This window comes from Herbaspirillum sp. SJZ099 (genome assembly GCF_007828355.1).
Lineage (GTDB): Bacteria > Pseudomonadota > Gammaproteobacteria > Burkholderiales > Burkholderiaceae_D > Herbaspirillum.
The window spans coordinates 297,189-313,123 of sequence record NZ_VIUO01000005.1 but is presented as its reverse complement, the minus strand read 5'-3'; the positions used below and the strand labels follow the sequence as shown (position 1 = coordinate 313,123).

Below are 15,935 nucleotides of genomic sequence, written 5' to 3'. Positions count from 1 at the left end.
AGTGTTGTCATCAGGGAAATGCGGGCTGCCCATGCGGGCAGGCCCCGGGGCCGTGCGGCACGGGAGCCGACTGGCGATGTAATCGGGACGATGGGGCTTATGGATTATCTGCAGTTGCTGGACGTGCTGGTCCACGTCGATAAATACCTTGGTGTTCTGATTGAGCAGTACGGCACCTTGATTTATGCGGTGCTTTTTCTGATCGTCTTCTGTGAAACCGGCCTGGTGGTGCTGCCATTCCTGCCGGGCGATTCGCTGTTGTTCATCGCCGGCACCTTCTGCGCCACCGGCGCCATGAATATCTGGGTCCTGATGGTCTTGCTGGTGGTGGCGGCCGTTTCCGGCAACACCCTCAATTACTGGATAGGTTCGCTGGTGGGGCACCGGGTCTATACCCACAATTACCGCTGGCTCAATCCCGAGGCGCTGCGAAAAACCCATTCCTTCTACGAGAAACACGGCGGCAAGACCATCGTGATCGCCCGTTTTACCCCGATCGTCCGTACTTTCGCCCCATTCATCGCCGGCGTGTCGGCCATGACCTTCGCCAAATTCCAGCTGTTCAACATCCTGGGCGCGTTCTTGTGGGTGGTCAGCCTGGTCGTGCTGGGTTATTTGTTCGGCAATATCCCGCTGGTGCAGCAGAACCTGAATTGCCTGGTCCTTATCGGCATCGTCGGCGCCATCATTCCCATCGTGCTGGGCGCCTTGTGGCAGGTCTGGCGCAAGCTGCGCGGCAAGCGCAAGGTCAGCAACGCCTGACGGCATTCCTGTCCCTGTTTCCGGACATATGAAAAACCCCGGTACTGCGATGCAGGCCGGGGTTTTTGCTTGAGGCAGGCCGGAATCAGGTCAGCTTGTTCTTGGCCAGCGGCGGGTTCTTGGCGAAATACTTGCGGATGCCGGTCAGGATGGCGTCGGCCATCTGCTCCTGGTAACGCTCGTCGGTCAGCTTGGCTTCTTCTTCCGGGTTGGAGATGAAGGCCGTCTCGATCAGGATGCTGGGAATGTCCGGCGCCTTGAGCACGGCGAAGCCGGCCTGTTCCACCGCGCCTTTGTGCAGGCGGTTGATGCCGCCGATTTCCTTCAACACCGCATTGCCCACGCGCAGGCTGTCGTTGATCTGGGCCGTGGTGGACAAGTCCAGCAGCACGCTGGCCAGTTGGCGGTCATGGGTCTTGATGTTGACGCCGCCGATCAGGTCGGCCGAGTTTTCCTTGTTGGCCAGCCAGCGCGCCGCGGTGGAGCTGGCGCCTTTCTCGGACAGCGCAAACACCGAGGAGCCGCGCGCGGTAGGCTGCACGAAGGCGTCGGCGTGGATCGAGACGAACAGGTCGGCCTGCACCTTGCGCGCCTTGATCACGCGCTGGCCCAGCGGCACGAAGAAGTCGGCGTCGCGGGTGAGCATCACGCGCATGTTGGGGTATTGCTCGATCTTGCGTTTGAGGCGCTTGGCGATGGACAGCACCACGTCCTTCTCGCGGTTGCCGCGCGCGCCGGTGGCGCCGGGATCCTCGCCGCCGTGGCCGGGGTCGAGCGCGATGGTGATCATGCGCGTGAGCTGCATGCGCGGCTCGTCCGGCGCCGGCTTGGGATGCTTTTCGGGCTGTTCCTCCGGCTGCGGCCTGGCTTGCGCCAGCGGCGCCGGATCGGGTTGCGCCGGTATCTGGGCCTGGGCGGAGTCGCGCGGGGCGTCCTTGAACCAGTCGCCCTTCTGGATCAGCGCCGCGATGGGGTCCGGCGGGTTGGCCGGATAGAGGTCGATCACGAAGCGGTATTTGTATTCGCCCACCGGCGCCAGCGTAAACACCTGCGGCTTGATTTCATCCTTCAGGTCGAACACCAAGCGCACCACGCTCGGGCGGTTCTGGCCCACGCGCACCTGCTTGATGTACGGGTCGTTGGGCTGGATCTTGGCCACCAGGTCCTTGAGGGTGCCGTTCAGGTCGATGCCTTCGATATCGACCACCAGGCGTTCCGGATCCTTCACCACGAAGTGGGTGACCTTGAGGTCGCTGTCGTTCTCCAGCGTCACGCGGGTGTAATCCTCGGACGGCCACACGCGCACGGCCAGGATCTGCGAAGCGCAGGCGGGCAGCGGGGTGACGACGGAGACGAAGAGGACGCCGCCTGCTTTGAGGATGGTGCGGCGGCTTTTGGACTTTACAGGTTCGGAGCGAATTTCAGTCGAGCGAGGCATTGATGACCTTTGTCAGACAACGCACGTAATTCTACATCACGCCCGTGCTGTGCGATCATCAGGCTGATGTGAATGTCCGGCGGCGGCAACACTGTTTCCCCCTTTTCTGGCCATTCGACGATACAGACGGTGTTTTCGTTGAAATGTTCACGGAATCCGGCGTCGAGGAACTCCTCCGGGCTGGCCATCCGGTAGAGATCGAAGTGGATGACTGTTACCATGCGCTCTGCGATCTTGACCTCATAGGGCTCGGCCAGCGTATAGGTGGGACTCTTGACCCGCCCCTGGTGGCCCGCCGCATGCAGCAGCGCGCGCGTGAGCGCCGTCTTGCCCGCGCCCAGGTCGCCATGCAGGTACAGCGTCAGGCCGGGCGCCAGCGCGCCGGCCAGGCCCGCGCCCAGCCGGGCGGTGGCGGCTTCGTCGGGCAGGTGAAGGTGAAGATGCTGCATGCTCTTATTTCCGATTGATTGTTTTTCTGGCTCATGACCGACTTAGCCGCACTTGCCATTGCCATCAAATCCTGGGGCCGCGAACTCGGGTTTGCCGAGGTGCGCATCGCCGACGTCGATCTGTCGCATCGCGAAGCCGGCTTCCAGGCCTGGCTGGACAAGGGTTACCACGGCGAGATGGATTATATGGCAAGCCACGGCATGAAGCGGGCGCGTCCGGCCGAACTGGTGCCGGGCACGGTGCGGGCGGTCAGCGTGCGCATGCCCTACCTGCCGGCGCCCCGGCCAGGCGAAGACGAAGATTGGCGCGCCCGGGAAGAGGCCCGCGGCGCCGACCCGGCGGCGGCCCAGGTTTCCATCTACGCCCGCGGCCGCGACTACCATAAGGTCCTGCGTGCGCGCCTGCAGCAGCTGGCGACTCGCATCGAAGGCGAAATCGGCCCCTTCGGCTATCGCGTGTTCACCGATTCGGCGCCGGTCATGGAAGTGGCGCTGGCCGAAAAGGCCGGGCTCGGATGGCGCGGCAAGCATACGCTGCTGCTGCACCGGGAGGCCGGTTCCATGTTCTTCCTCGGCGAGATGCTGACCGATCTGCCGTTGCCGGTGGACGCGCCGGTCACGCCGCATTGCGGCCAGTGCAGCGCCTGCATCGATGTCTGCCCGACCCAGGCCATCGTCGCGCCGTATGAGCTGGACGCGCGGCGCTGCATCTCTTACCTCACCATCGAACTCAAGGGCAGCATCCCGCTGGAGTTGCGTCCGCTGATCGGCAACCGCATCTACGGTTGCGACGACTGCCAGCTCTACTGCCCCTGGAACAAGTTCGCCCAGCGCGCCAGCCTGCCGGACTTCGATCCGCGCCACGGCCTCGACCAGGCCGCCCTGGTGGAGCTGTTCGCCTGGAGCGAGGAAGAATTCCTGAAAAACACCGAAGGCAGCGCGATCCGCCGCATCGGCCATGAGCGCTGGCTGCGCAATCTTGCCGTCGGCTTGGGCAATGCCGCCGCATCATCCGTCGCCAAAGGCGATGCCGGCATCGTGGCTGCGTTGCAGGCACGCCAGGCGCATCCGTCGGCGCTGGTGCGCGAGCATGTGGCATGGGCGCTGCAAAGGCATGGCCTGGAAGGCGCAGCGGACTGAGGCCTCAGGACACCAGCATCAGCCAGAACGGGATGGTGGCCGCCGACACCAGCGTGCCCAAGGAAATCAGGAAGGCCGTGGCCGGCCCGTTGCCGCCCATGCGGGTGGCCAGGATGTAGGCGCTGGAAGCGGTCGGCAGCGCGCAGAACAGCACCACGATCTGCCATTGCAGCACCGGCAGCTGCAACTGGCGTCCGATGAAGAACGCCGCCGCCGGCACCGCCAGCAGTTTGATGGCGAGCAGCCACGCCACCATCAGTTTGCTTTCCTTGAGCCCCGATAGCCTGAGCCCTGCGCCTACCATCAGCAGCCCCAGCGCGATCGACGCGCTGCCCAGGCGCGACAGCACCACCCCGGCCACTTCGGGCAGCTGCAGCCCGGCGGCGGAAAACAGCAGTCCGGCGGCGGTGGCGATCAGCAACGGATTCTTCGCCAGCTCGCGCAGCAGGTTGCCGCTCTTGTGCGCCAGCGCATGCACCGCCGCCGCATTGCATAGCGGCACGCCGAAGCCCAGCAGCATGGCCATCAGCCCGGCGCCTTCTTCCCCGGCCATGCGGGTGGCCAGGGCCAGGGCGATATAGGAATTGAAGCGATAGGCGGTCTGCATGCCGGACTCGTAGGTCATCGGCGTGGCCTTGATGAAAGGCTTGCCCAGCCAGGTCAGCGCAATGCCCAGCAGCAGCGCCAGCATGCCGGTCTGCAGCAGGCCGCCGGTGGCCGACAGGTCCAGCTTCAGGCGCGCGGTGGAATAAAACAGCAGGGCGGGGAACAGCAGGAAATAGACCAGTTTTTCCAGCCCGGCCCAGAAGTGCTCGCCCCAGTTGGTGATGCGGTAGACCAGCACGCCCAGCGCGATCAGGCTGAAGTCGGGCAGCAGGAGGTTGAGGATATTCATGACACGGTCCGAGCGCGGTTACTTCAGCAGGCGCGCCAGCTCGACCGCGGTCTTGACGTTCATCTTGTCGAAAATGTGCGCGCGGTGCACTTCTACCGTGCGCATGCTGATGCCCAGTTCATCGGCGATGACCTTGTTCATCTTGCCGGCCAGGATCAGGTTCAGGACTTCGCGTTCGCGCACCGACAGGCCGGCCAGGCGGACTTGTACCGCATCTTCCTCGCCGGCCGCGCACGAGCTTTGCAGCGCTTGCAGCACGCGGTCCATCAGCTGGTTGTCGTTGAAGGGTTTTTCGAAGAAGTCGAAGGCGCCGTTCTTGAGCATGTCGACCGCCATGGGCACATCGCCGTGGCCGGTCAGGACGATCACCGGCCGCCGCCGCGCCAGGCCCTTGGCGGCGAGTTCGTTGAACAGCGCCACGCCGCTCATGTCGGGCATGCGCACGTCGAGCAGGATGCATTCGCCGGCGGGATCGAAGCCGGCGGCGCCTTCCAGCGCCGACAGCAGCGCTTGTGCGCTCTCGTAGCTGGCGGCGGCGATATTGCGCGAACGCGCCAGCCAGGTCAGCGAGTCGCGGATGATTTCTTCGTCGTCGACTATATGCAGCATCGGATTGGAACGGGCCGCGGCCATGTCTGGCGTGCGGCTTGCGTCAGTCTCTTCCCGGTTGTTTTTAGTAGGTCCCGCTTTGCGCGGGCAGCGAAAACCGGAAGATTGTACCGCCTGCCGGGTTGTTGGTGTACGTCAGCGTGCCGCCGTGGAATTCGATGGTGGTGCGGCAGATGTTGAGACCCATGCCCATGCCTTCGGCCTTGGTCGAGAAAAACGGCGAAAACAGGCGCGCCGCCACGTCTTCCGGGATGCCGTGGCCCTGGTCGATCACCGACACCACCACTGACTCCGCGCTGGCCGGGCTGCGGTCGATTTCGGCCACGATGCGCAGGATGCGGCGTTCCGGCGGCGCTCCGGCCATGGCCTGGATGCCGTTGCGGGTCAGGTTCAGGATCACTTGCTCCAGCAACACCTGGTCGCCCGATACCGCGGGCAGGTTGGGCGGCACATGGGTTTGCAGCACCACGAAAAATTGCTGCGCCTGCAATTCCACCAGCGGCGTGACGTTGTCGATCAACTGCCCGATCCGCAACGGCTGGCGCGCCGGTTCCCGTTTCTTGACGAACTGGTGCACGCTGCGGATCACGTGGCCGGCGCGTTGCGCCTGCGCGTGGATCTTTTCCAGCGCCGGCTGCAGCGCCGCGGGATCGGCATTGCCTTGCTGCATCATGTTGAGCGCGCCGGTGGTGAAGCTGGAAATGGCCGCCAGCGGCTGGTTCAATTCGTGCGCCAGCGTGGAGGCGATCTCGCCCATGCTGGCCAGGCGCGCGCTGGCTTGCAGCTTTTCTTCCTGGGTGCGGTTCAGGTCTTCGGCGCGCTTGCGTTCGGAGACATCGAGGATGGAACCCATCCAGCCGGTCTGCTTGCCGTTCTGGTCCACTAGCGGCGACTCGAAGATCAGCACCGGAAAGCGTTCGCCGTCGTTGCGCTGGAAGATGGTTTCGAACTGCGGCGTGATGCGTCCGGCCAGCACGTTGGAAAAGCGCTCCTGGTATTCGTCCATCGCTTCCGGCGCCCAGTAGGGCATGGGCGGGATCTTGCCCACCAGCTCCTCGGCCGGGATGCCGACCATCTTGCAGAAGGCCGGGTTGACGTAGGTGATGCGGCCCTGCAGGTCGCGCGCGCGCATGCCGGTGACCAGCGAGTTTTCCATCGCGGCGCGGAAGGTGGCCTCATTCAACAACGCGCCCTCGGCCTTGGTGCGGCGGTTGACGTCGCGCCACAGCGCCCACAGGCTCCACAGCAATCCCAGCGAGAGCACGATCACCGAACCCACCAGCAGGTTGGGCAGGAGTTTGGGCGCGCTCTTGGTGCTGTTGGTATGCAGCACCAGCGTCAGGCCGGGCAGCTCCAGTTCGCGCCGGTGGGTATAGACGTTCAGGCCCGGGCCGCCGGCGGTGCGACGCGCCACCACGTTGTCGTCGGTGTCGGTGAGCGAGATTTCATTGTCCTGGGCGAACCACCACGGCACCATTTCGTTGAGGATGCGCGCCACCGCGTAGCTGGCCACCAGGCTGCCGATATAGTGGTTGTCGCGGAACATCGGCACGTGGTAGTCCATCAACGCCGGTTCGGCGATGCCGGGCGGCACGGCCGGCGGGCTGTACAGCGGACGGCGGATCTGGCGCGCGCGTTCGCCGGTCATGCGCGACGGGTCGGAAAGGTCGTCGCGGGTGATAGGGAAGTCGTCGGTGGACGCCACCGGCTTGCCGTCCGCGCCAAACCAGGTGACCCGGTAGAACTCGCGGTTATTGCGCAGCAGGGCGTTGAGGCGGCTGCGGAAATGGTCCTGGCGCAGGTGGCTGTTGATGATCTCGCGGGCGATGATGCGCATGCTTTCATCGTCGCGGCTCAACTGGAATCGGATCGCCTGTTCCACCCACAAGGAGTCGGCGATCAGTTGTTCCAGCCGCTCGCTGGCCTCCATCTGCTGCGCCTGGCGCGGCAGCCAGATCAGCGTGGTCAGGAACAGGAACACCAGCAGGATCGGGATCAGCCAGCGCATGGTGGCCTTGCGGCTGGGTTCGAGCAGCAGCGAAGCGGGCGTGGGCTGGGTGGCAATGGGCGGCGGCGGTTTCATGACGCCGCCAGTGTAGCCGCGCGCGCCGCCGGGCGCCAGCACTGTGCGGCGCAGCATGAAGGCGGGTTCGGCGGGAGATTGTGGTTTTCCACAGTTGCCCCGTTTTGGGGAGCTATGCAAAATCCGCAGGCCACTTGGGCTACGCGCTGCAAGTGCATAACAAAAATTCTTAAATTCCTAAATCAGGGGAGACGCAATGAAACTCAAGTCCTTGCTGTTCGCGTTGTGGGCAGCCGCCATTGTCAGCAGCAGCGCCTTCGCGCAGCAGCCCATCATCATCAAGTTCAGCCACGTGGTGGCCAACGATACGCCCAAGGGCAAGGGCGCCGAGCGCTTCAAGGAACTGGCCGAGAAGGCAACCCACGGCCGCGTGAAGGTCGAGGTCTATCCGAACAGCACGCTGTACAAGGACAAGGAAGAACTGGAAGCGCTGCAACTGGGCGCGGTGCAGATGCTGGCGCCGTCGCTGGCCAAGTTCGGCCCGCTGGGCGTGAAGGAGTTCGAGGTGTTCGACCTGCCTTACATCTTCCCCAGCAAGGAAGTGCTGTACCGGGTGACCGAAGGCCCGATCGGCAAGGAACTGTTCAAGAAGCTGGAGCCCAAGGGCATTACCGGCCTGGCTTACTGGGACAATGGCTTCAAGGTGATGTCGGCCAACCGGCCGCTGCATAACCCGTCCGATTTCCGCGGCCTGAAGATGCGCATCCAGTCCTCCAAGGTGCTGGACGCGCAGATGCGCGCGCTGGGCGCCAATCCGCAGGTGCTGGCCTTCTCCGAGGTCTACCAGGCATTGCAGACCGGCGTGGTGGACGGCACCGAAAACCCGCCTTCGAACCTCTATACCCAGAAGATGCATGAAGTGCAGAAGCATGTGACCGTGTCGAACCACGGCTACCTGGGTTACGCGGTGATCGTCAACAAGAAGTTCTGGGATGGCTTGCCGTCCGACATCCGCACCCAGCTGGAAGGCGCGATGAAGGATGCCACCAAGTATGCCAACGCCATCGCGCAACAGGAAAACGATGCCGCCTTGGCCGCTGTCGAGAAGACCGGCAAGACCACCGTCTATCGCCTGACCGACAAGGAAAAGGCGGAATGGCGCAAGGTTCTCTTGCCGGTGCAAAAGCAAATGGAAATGCGCATCGACAAGAACCTGATCGAAGCCGTCAACAAGGAAGCGGCAGCATTGGGCCAGAGGTAATTCCCGCCACCGGCAACCGGGCGCGCGCCGTTGAGGCGCTCGCCCGCTAGCTTGCTGACAAGAAGAAATCAAACCACGCTCGATGGCCGGCGCCTCACGGCGCGCCGGCGGCATCGAAGCAGGAGACACCATGAAGTTTCTCGACCATCTTGAGGAATGGCTGATCGCCTTCCTGATGGCGGCGGCGACCGTCATCATCTTCGTGGCCGTGGTGCATCGTTATGCATCCGGCCTCGACATCCCCTGGCTGCAAGATCAGCTGATCCAGATCAACATGAGCTGGGCCCAGGAGCTGTGCATCTACATGTTCGTGTGGATGGCCAAGTTCGGCGCCGCCTATGGCGTGCGCACCGGCATCCACGTCGGCGTCGACGTGCTGATCAATCGCCTCAACACCCCGTGGCGCAACAAGTTCGTGATCTTCGGCTTGCTCGCCGGAGCGCTGTTTACCGGTATCGTCGGCACCTTCGGCGCCGAGTTCGTCTACGACATCGCCCAGCATGACAGCACCTCCGAAGTGATGGAAGTGCCGATGTGGCTGGTCTATCTGGCGGTGCCGCTGGGCTCTTACCTGATGTGTTTCCGTTTCCTGCAGGTGGCATGGAATTTCTCCCGGACGGGCGAATTGCCCAAGCACGACCACGCCTATGTCGAAGGCCTGGATGAAGAAGTCAAAGGAGAAAAGGCATGAACGCCCTCATCATCTTCGTCCTGCTGTTCGGCCTGATGCTGACCGGCATGCCGATCTCGATCTCGCTCGGCCTGACCGTCCTCACGTTCCTGTTCACCATGACCGATGTGCCGATCCAGTCGGTCGCATTGAAACTGTTTACCGGCATCGAGAAGTTCGAGATCATGGCCATCCCGTTCTTCATCCTGGCCGGCAATTTCCTCACGCACGGCGGCGTGGCCCGGCGCATGATCAACTTCGCCACGTCGATGGTCGGGCACTGGCATGGCGGGCTGGCGCTGGCCGGCGTGCTGGCTTGCGCGCTGTTCGCGGCGGTCTCGGGTTCGTCGCCGGCTACCGTGGTGGCCATCGGCTCCATCATTTTGCCGGCGATGGTCAGGCAAGGCTTCCCGAACCGCTTCGGCGCCGGCGTGATCACGACTTCGGGCGCGCTGGGCATCCTGATCCCGCCCTCCATCGTGATGGTGATGTATTCGGTCTCGACCAATACCTCGGTGGGCAAGCTGTTCATGGCCGGCGTGGTGCCGGGGCTGCTGCTGGCCTTCCTGCTGGGATTGACGACCTGGTTCCTGGCGCGCAAGAACAATTACCCGCGCCTGCCCAAGGCGAGCTGGAAGGAGCGCTTCGCCGCGTTCCGTAAAAGCGGCTGGGGCTTGTTCCTGATCGTGATCGTGATGGGCGGCATTTATACCGGCGTGTTCACGCCGACCGAAGCGGCGGCGATGGCCGCGGTATATGCCTTCATCATCGCCGTGTTCGTCTACAAGGACATGAGCCTCAAGCAAGTGCCCAAGGTGCTGCTGGACTCGGCCTCGATGTCGGCCATGCTGCTCTACATCATCACCAACGCCGTGCTGTTCTCATTTCTGGTCACCAGCGAGAACATCCCGCAATCGATGGCAGCCTGGATCACCGACTCCGGCCTGGGACCGATCACCTTCCTGCTGGTGGTGAATGTCCTGCTGCTGCTGGCCGGTAACGTGATGGAGCCTTCCTCGATCGTGCTGATCATGGCGCCGATCCTGTTCCCGGTGGCGATGAAGCTGGGCATCGACCCGGTGCACTTCGGCATCCTGATCGTGGTCAACATGGAAGTCGGCATGTGCCATCCGCCGGTGGGGCTGAACTTGTACGTGGCCTCGGGCATCACCAAGATGGGCATCACCGAACTGACCATCGCGGTCATGCCGTGGCTGTTGACCATGCTGGGATTCCTGGCGTTGGTCACGTACTGGCCGGCACTGTCGCTGTGGCTGCCCAACCTGGTATTTAACTGATGCAGGCATGACGAAAGGGGCGTCGCAGGCAGGCAGCGCCCCTTCGTCAGATGTCTGTTAAGTTGCCAAAAAGCATGTGTGAAATTCTCTCAAAAAGTGCTTTGAAAAGCGCCTTGAGTACTGTTAAAGTGCGTGCTTTGCTGAACCGTCAGGCGGTGCTTGGCAGCTTCGGCAACCGGATATTCCAGTCTTTGTTGATGTTTTTTGTTGTGATGTGCAATGCCTCGCAGGGCCAGCTTTTCCGATACATCGGAAAGCGGCGCCGGGGCTGACCGAATGTAAGCGGGTGGTGCATAACAAACGGTATAGATACCGAGGAAACTGAGGAGACGTGCATTCGATTGAGCTGTCTTAACAGCCGGGAATGCATCAGGAGTTTTTGAAGGCGCATCGTTGATGCGCCTTTTTCTTTTTGTGCCTTGTTGTGTCCCTGTTTGCTTGCGTCCCTGCCGGCTAGCCCAGCACGCGCATTCCGTGGGGCGTCATGATGGCGGCGGTCAGTGTCGCCGTCTGGGCCGCATGCAGGGCAATCCTTTGGTCGTCCAGCCCGATGGCATGCAGCGAGGCCGACAAGGCGTCTGCCTGCGGGTGGTGCGCTTGCAGCGTCGCCAGCCGGCAACCGAGGTCGGGCAAGGCGGCCGCCGGATGCGGCTGGCTTTGCCACTGGATCAGCGACGGCAGCAGGCCGTCGCATTGCAGGCGGCCGTCGGCGGCGATGGTGATCAGCCAGTGCAGCGCGCCCCGGCTCATTTCTTCGACGATGCCGGGTTTGAGCGGCATGGCTTGCAACGCCGCATGGATATCGCCGGTGCGCGCCACCCAGTGCGCCAGGCGTGGCGCGGCATCGCCTGCCAGCGCGTCGAGGCCGAACCAGCGGGGACGCGACGGCGCCGGCGCCAGCGGATCGATGGCGATCACTTCGAGATAGAACCCGGGGCCCAGCGACATGAGCGCATTATGCGTGCCCAGGCGTATATGTTCGCCGCCGATGCGCGGCGCCATGCTCAGCCCCAGCTTTTGTTCTACCCAAGCCATGCCTTGTTCCAGCGAGGCGGCGGTCACTACCAGGTGGTCGGGTTCGCTGCGCAGGGGGCTTGCAGTCATCGGGGGGCTCCATTGGATTGTGCCGGGCCGGCAGAAACGGCGATGGTATCAAGCCGCATCGCCGATTGCCAGGAACGCATCGCGCGCCGATCGATGAAATGAGTTCTAAAATAGCGCAGCATCGTTGCCAACCGACTTCCATCATGAAGACATCTGCTCCCGCCACCCAGCTCGCCGACCTGTTCGCCGCCGTCATCCACACGCCGTTCGGCGGCATGGGCATCCGCACCGAAGCGGGCGTGGTGCGCGAGATAGTCTACCTGCCGCGCCATTTCGCCGAAAAGGAAGCCACCGATGCGCTGGCGGCCAAGGCCGCCAAGCAGATCGCGCGTTACCTGAAGGATCCCGAATTCCGCTTCAAGCTGCCGCTGGCCGATGCCGGCAGCCCATTCCAGAAGCGCGTCTGGCATGCCATTGCGGAAATCCCCAGCGGGCAGGTGCTGACCTATGGCGACATCGCGCGCCGCATCAAGTCGGCGCCGCGCGCCGTCGGGCAGGCTTGCGGCGCCAACTGGTATCCGCTGGTCGTGCCTTGCCACCGCGTGACGGCGGCGGGCGGGCTGGGCGGCTTTTCGCATCATGACGATGTCGACAGCTTTTATCTCAACGTCAAGCGCTGGCTGCTCAGGCATGAAGGCGTCACAGGATACTGACCGATGGGACGCACCGCCCCCAAGATCGAGGCGCCGCCCGAGAGCAGCGCAGCGATCGATGAATTTTGCGACAGCCTGTGGCTGGAGGATGGCTTGTCGAAGAACACGCTGGAAGCCTACCGGCGCGATATGACCCTGTACGCGCATTGGCTCGGCCAGGAGCGCGCCAAGTCGCTGTACGCCACCCAGCCGGACGACCTCAACGCCTATTTCGCCGCGCGCCACGCCGAGAGCAAGGCCAGTTCTTCCAACCGCAGGCTGGCGGTGCTCAAGCGTTTTTTCCAGCTGGCGCTGCGCAACAACCGCATCAACGCCGATCCTTGCCTCAAGCTGCGTTCGGCCAAGCAGCCGCAGCGCTTTCCCAAGACCCTGTCGGAAGGCCAGGTGGAGGCGCTGCTGGCCGCGCCCGACGTGTCGGCGCCATTGGGGTTGCGCGACCGCACCATGATCGAATTGATGTACGCCAGCGGCCTGCGGGTTTCCGAGCTGGTGCTGTTGAAGAGCATCGAGGTCGGCATGAACGAAGGCGTGCTGCGCGTGACCGGCAAGGGCGACAAGACGCGCCTGGTGCCGTTCGGCGAGGAAGCCGGCGCCTGGATCGAGCGCTACCTGGCCGAAGGCCGGCCGCAGATCATGCAGGGCCAGGTCGACGACGCGCTGTTCGTCACCGCGCGCGGCGGCCCGATGACGCGCCAGATGTTCTGGACCCTGATCAAGAAATATTCGCTGCAGGCCGGCATCACCGCGCGCCTGTCGCCGCACACGCTGCGCCACGCCTTCGCCACCCATTTGCTCAACCACGGCGCCGACCTGCGGGTGGTGCAGCTGCTGCTGGGCCATGCCGATATTTCCACTACCCAGATCTATACCCATGTGGCGCGCGAGCGCCTCAAGCAGTTGCATGCGCAACATCATCCGCGCGGATGAGCGCGGGGCAATGCGCCGGGGGCGCGCAATATGCCGTTCTTGCGGCATAATGTGCGCCCATGGCGGCGTTGCCGGACGATGTATGAAATCCCATGAGCTCCAGAAAAGAACATATCTCCGAGACCCCGGCCACGCAGTTCCTGCGCAAGCATGGCGTGGCCTTCAGCGAGCATCCTTACGACTATGAAGAGCATGGCGGCACATCGGTGTCGTCGCGCGAACTGGGCGTGGAAGAACACGCGGTGGTCAAGACGCTGGTGATGCAGGACGAGGCCGCCAAGCCGCTGCTGGTACTGATGCATGGCGACTGCAAGGTTTCCACCAAGAACCTGGCGCGCCAGATCGGCTGCAAGTCGGTCGAGCCCTGCAAGCCGGAGGTGGCCAACCGCCATTCGGGCTTCCTGATCGGCGGCACGTCGCCCTTCGGCACCCGCAAGGCGATGCCGGTGTATGTCGAGTCGACCATCCTCGATCTCGGCAAGATCTATATCAACGGCGGACGGCGCGGTTTCCTGGTCGGCATCGATCCGGCCGCGATCCTCAAGGTATTGCCCGTCAAGCCGGTGCAGTGCGCGCTGCCGGACTAGCGCGCCGCACGCCCAACAACCGATAACGACAAGAACCACCTGAAAGACTTTTCATCCATGTACAACATCCTTTTCGCCATTGCCGCCTACCTGATCGGTTCGCTTTCCTTCGCGGTGGTCGTCTCCAAGCTGTTCGGCCTGGCCGATCCGCGCACTTACGGTTCCAAGAACCCCGGCGCCACCAACGTGCTGCGCAGCGGCAACAAGAAGGCCGCGGCGCTGACGTTGATTGGCGATGGCTTCAAGGGCTGGCTGGCGGTATGGCTGGCGCAACGGTTCGGCCCGCAATTCGGCGTCGACGACGCCGGCCTGGCGCTGGTGACGCTGGCCGTGTTCCTGGGCCACCTGTGGCCGGTGTTCTTCCGCTTCGTCGGCGGCAAGGGGGTGGCGACGGCGCTGGGCATCCTGCTGGCGCTGAACGTCTGGCTGGGGCTGGCCACGCTGGCGACCTGGCTGGTGATCGCCTATGCGTTCCGCTATTCCTCGCTGGCGGCACTGGTGGCGGCATTGTTCGCGCCGTTCTACTACGGCCTGCTGTTCGGCAGCACCGACGGCATCCTGCTGGCGGTGGTGGCGATGAGCGCATTGCTGATCTACCGCCATCGCAAGAACATCGGCAACCTGCTGGCGGGCAAGGAAAGCCGGATCGGCGACAAGAAGAAAGCGGCGAAGTAGCCGGCAAGCGATAGCGCGCAGCAAATGAAAAGGGCCGTGAAAACGGTAATGCCGTTCAGTTAAGCGCTGAACGGCATTTTTGTTTATGGAGTTCAGACTCCGTTCGCCCTGAGTGGCTGCGCAGCAACGTATCGAAGGGCAGGCGAGGCGGCTGATGCCGGCGCGCTGGCTTCGATACGGCCCTGGCGGGCCTATTCAGCCCGAACGGACTTCTGTGATGGGGGCCTCAGAATTAGCCTTAACTGAACGGCATTACCGTGAAAACGGCCTTTTTTCATGCTGCCTGCGGCGCCCGCAGTTCATCTAGCGGCCAGCGCGGGCGCACGCTGAAACCGTATTCCCGCTTGGCCGCATCCGGCTGCTCGCGCAGGCGCATGGCGCCGGCGAAGGCGATCATGGCGCCGTTGTCGGTGCAGAACTGCAGCTCGGGATAGAACACCTCGTAGCGGCGCCTGGCGGCCGCGGCGTCGAGCGCTTCGCGCAGTTGCCGGTTGGCGCCGACGCCGCCGGCGATCACCAGCCGTTTGAGCCCGGTTTGCTTCAGTGCCGCCATGCACTTGGCTACCAGCACCTCGACGATGGCGTCGACGAAGGCGCGCGCGATGTTGGCTTTGTCTTGTTCGCAGATATTGGTGTTGTGCCGCTTGACCACGGTCAGCACCGCCGTCTTCAGGCCGGAAAAGCTGAAGTCGAGGTTCTTGGCGTGCAGCATCGGGCGCGGCAGCTGGTATGCCGCCGGATCGCCGAACTCGGCCATGCGCGAGATTGCCGGGCCGCCGGGGTAACCCAGGCCGAGCAGCTTGGCCGATTTGTCGAAGGCTTCACCGGCGGCGTCGTCCAGCGTCTCGCCCAGCAGTTCATATCGGCCCACGCCATCGACCCGCATGAGTTGGGTATGGCCGCCCGAGACCAGCAGGGCGACGAATGGAAACGGCGGCGGCTTGCTGGCCAGCAGCGGCGACAGCAAGTGGCCCTCCAGATGGTGGATGCCCAGCACCGGCTTGTCCAGCGCCAGTCCCAGGCCGCAGGCGACCGAGGCCCCGACCAGGAGCGCGCCGGCCAGGCCCGGGCCCTGGGTGTAGGCGATGGCGTCGATGTCGTGCGCCGAGACGGCGGCCTCGGCCAGCGTTTGCTTCAACAGCGGAATGGCGCGGCGGATGTGGTCGCGCGAGGCCAGCTCCGGCACCACGCCGCCATACTCCTGGTGCATGGCGATCTGCGAGTGCAGGGCGTGCGCCAGCAGGCCGCGCTCGGTGTCGTACAGAGCCAGGCCGGTTTCGTCACAAGAGGATTCGACGCCGAGAACGATCATGGATGGAATATGGTGGTGCTGCCCGCATCCGCAAGGGCGCGGGGAAAGGCGGTATTGTAATGGAAAGCCCGTGTGCATGCGCTTGGGCGCTGCAGCGGCTGCGCCCGGACGGGGTTTTGGTGTACCCTTCGG

Annotated in this window: 17 protein-coding genes; 10 read left to right on the top strand and 7 right to left on the bottom strand. The window is 63.7% G+C overall.

Annotation, left to right across the window (positions count from 1 at the left end):
* The first annotated feature begins 99 nt into the window (after nucleotides 1-99).
* The gene (locus FB597_RS13715) at nucleotides 100-762 is read left to right on the top strand and encodes a VTT domain-containing protein (protein ID WP_141913628.1); all 663 of its coding nucleotides are present in this window, start codon (nucleotides 100-102) and stop codon (nucleotides 760-762) included.
* A gap of 85 nt (nucleotides 763-847) precedes the next feature.
* Here the strand turns inward: FB597_RS13715 and FB597_RS13710 are convergent, their stop codons facing one another.
* On the bottom strand, nucleotides 848-2,200 hold the full coding sequence (locus tag FB597_RS13710) for an N-acetylmuramoyl-L-alanine amidase (protein ID WP_141913627.1): 1,353 nt from the start codon (nucleotides 2,198-2,200) through the stop codon (nucleotides 848-850).
* The gene (gene tsaE / locus FB597_RS13705; protein ID WP_141913626.1) at nucleotides 2,164-2,649 is read right to left on the bottom strand and encodes a tRNA (adenosine(37)-N6)-threonylcarbamoyltransferase complex ATPase subunit type 1 TsaE; all 486 of its coding nucleotides are present in this window, start codon (nucleotides 2,647-2,649) and stop codon (nucleotides 2,164-2,166) included. The genes FB597_RS13710 and tsaE overlap by 37 nt, the downstream gene beginning before the upstream one ends.
* Nucleotides 2,650-2,682: 33 nt before the next feature.
* Here tsaE and queG point away from each other — a divergent pair, with 33 nt between their 5' ends.
* Nucleotides 2,683-3,789: a tRNA epoxyqueuosine(34) reductase QueG gene (gene queG / locus FB597_RS13700; protein ID WP_141913625.1), complete on the top strand. Its 1,107-nt coding sequence runs from the start codon at nucleotides 2,683-2,685 to the stop codon at nucleotides 3,787-3,789.
* A 4-nt stretch (nucleotides 3,790-3,793) separates the two neighbouring features.
* Here queG and FB597_RS13695 read toward each other — a convergent pair whose 3' ends face one another.
* The 3 genes from FB597_RS13695 to FB597_RS13685 all read right to left on the bottom strand — a co-directional run bounded on the left by FB597_RS13695 (nucleotide 3,794) and on the right by FB597_RS13685 (nucleotide 7,376).
* The gene (locus FB597_RS13695) at nucleotides 3,794-4,684 is read right to left on the bottom strand and encodes an AEC family transporter (protein WP_141913624.1); all 891 of its coding nucleotides are present in this window, start codon (nucleotides 4,682-4,684) and stop codon (nucleotides 3,794-3,796) included.
* 18 nt (nucleotides 4,685-4,702) lie between these two features.
* On the bottom strand, nucleotides 4,703-5,293 hold the full coding sequence (locus FB597_RS13690) for a response regulator transcription factor (RefSeq protein ID WP_141914193.1): 591 nt from the start codon (nucleotides 5,291-5,293) through the stop codon (nucleotides 4,703-4,705).
* Nucleotides 5,294-5,357: 64 nt separating this feature from the next.
* Nucleotides 5,358-7,376 (bottom strand): PAS domain S-box protein, encoded by a 2,019-nt coding sequence (locus FB597_RS13685; protein WP_141914192.1) that lies wholly within the window; start codon nucleotides 7,374-7,376, stop codon nucleotides 5,358-5,360.
* A gap of 196 nt (nucleotides 7,377-7,572) precedes the next feature.
* Between FB597_RS13685 and FB597_RS13680 the strand changes: the two genes are divergently transcribed.
* The 4 genes from FB597_RS13680 (at nucleotide 7,573) to FB597_RS13665 (ending at nucleotide 10,817) form a co-directional block, all read left to right on the top strand.
* Entirely contained in the window at nucleotides 7,573-8,577 is a 1,005-nt protein-coding gene (locus FB597_RS13680; protein ID WP_144769835.1) for a TRAP transporter substrate-binding protein, read from the top strand.
* 130 nt (nucleotides 8,578-8,707) lie between these two features.
* Nucleotides 8,708-9,268, top strand: a complete 561-nt coding sequence (locus FB597_RS13675) for a TRAP transporter small permease (RefSeq protein ID WP_141913622.1) — start codon at nucleotides 8,708-8,710, stop codon at nucleotides 9,266-9,268.
* Nucleotides 9,265-10,545, top strand: coding sequence for a TRAP transporter large permease (locus tag FB597_RS13670; RefSeq protein ID WP_141913621.1), 1,281 nt, complete (start codon nucleotides 9,265-9,267; stop codon nucleotides 10,543-10,545). Before FB597_RS13675 ends, FB597_RS13670 begins: the two co-directional genes overlap by 4 nt.
* A gap of 74 nt (nucleotides 10,546-10,619) precedes the next feature.
* Complete coding sequence (locus tag FB597_RS13665) at nucleotides 10,620-10,817, top strand: hypothetical protein (RefSeq protein WP_141913620.1); 198 nt, start codon at nucleotides 10,620-10,622, stop codon at nucleotides 10,815-10,817.
* A gap of 181 nt (nucleotides 10,818-10,998) precedes the next feature.
* Here the strand turns inward: FB597_RS13665 and FB597_RS13660 are convergent, their stop codons facing one another.
* Nucleotides 10,999-11,649, bottom strand: a complete 651-nt coding sequence (locus tag FB597_RS13660) for a VOC family protein (RefSeq protein ID WP_144769834.1) — start codon at nucleotides 11,647-11,649, stop codon at nucleotides 10,999-11,001.
* 143 nt (nucleotides 11,650-11,792) lie between these two features.
* Between FB597_RS13660 and FB597_RS13655 the strand changes: the two genes are divergently transcribed.
* The 4 genes from FB597_RS13655 (at nucleotide 11,793) to plsY (ending at nucleotide 14,491) form a co-directional block, all read left to right on the top strand.
* Nucleotides 11,793-12,302, top strand: a complete 510-nt coding sequence (locus FB597_RS13655; RefSeq protein WP_141913615.1) for a methylated-DNA--[protein]-cysteine S-methyltransferase — start codon at nucleotides 11,793-11,795, stop codon at nucleotides 12,300-12,302.
* Nucleotides 12,303-12,305: 3 nt separating this feature from the next.
* Nucleotides 12,306-13,229 (top strand): site-specific tyrosine recombinase XerD, encoded by a 924-nt coding sequence (xerD, locus tag FB597_RS13650; RefSeq protein WP_144769833.1) that lies wholly within the window; start codon nucleotides 12,306-12,308, stop codon nucleotides 13,227-13,229.
* Between the two features lie 92 nt (nucleotides 13,230-13,321).
* Entirely contained in the window at nucleotides 13,322-13,816 is a 495-nt protein-coding gene (locus FB597_RS13645) for an aminoacyl-tRNA deacylase (protein ID WP_144769832.1), read from the top strand.
* Between the two features lie 57 nt (nucleotides 13,817-13,873).
* A complete protein-coding gene (gene plsY / locus FB597_RS13640; RefSeq protein ID WP_141913611.1) occupies nucleotides 13,874-14,491 on the top strand; it encodes a glycerol-3-phosphate 1-O-acyltransferase PlsY in 618 nt (205 codons plus the stop codon).
* A 274-nt stretch (nucleotides 14,492-14,765) separates the two neighbouring features.
* Here the strand turns inward: plsY and tsaD are convergent, their stop codons facing one another.
* Complete coding sequence (gene tsaD / locus FB597_RS13635; RefSeq protein ID WP_141913609.1) at nucleotides 14,766-15,803, bottom strand: tRNA (adenosine(37)-N6)-threonylcarbamoyltransferase complex transferase subunit TsaD; 1,038 nt, start codon at nucleotides 15,801-15,803, stop codon at nucleotides 14,766-14,768.
* Nucleotides 15,804-15,935 lie beyond the last annotated feature (132 nt).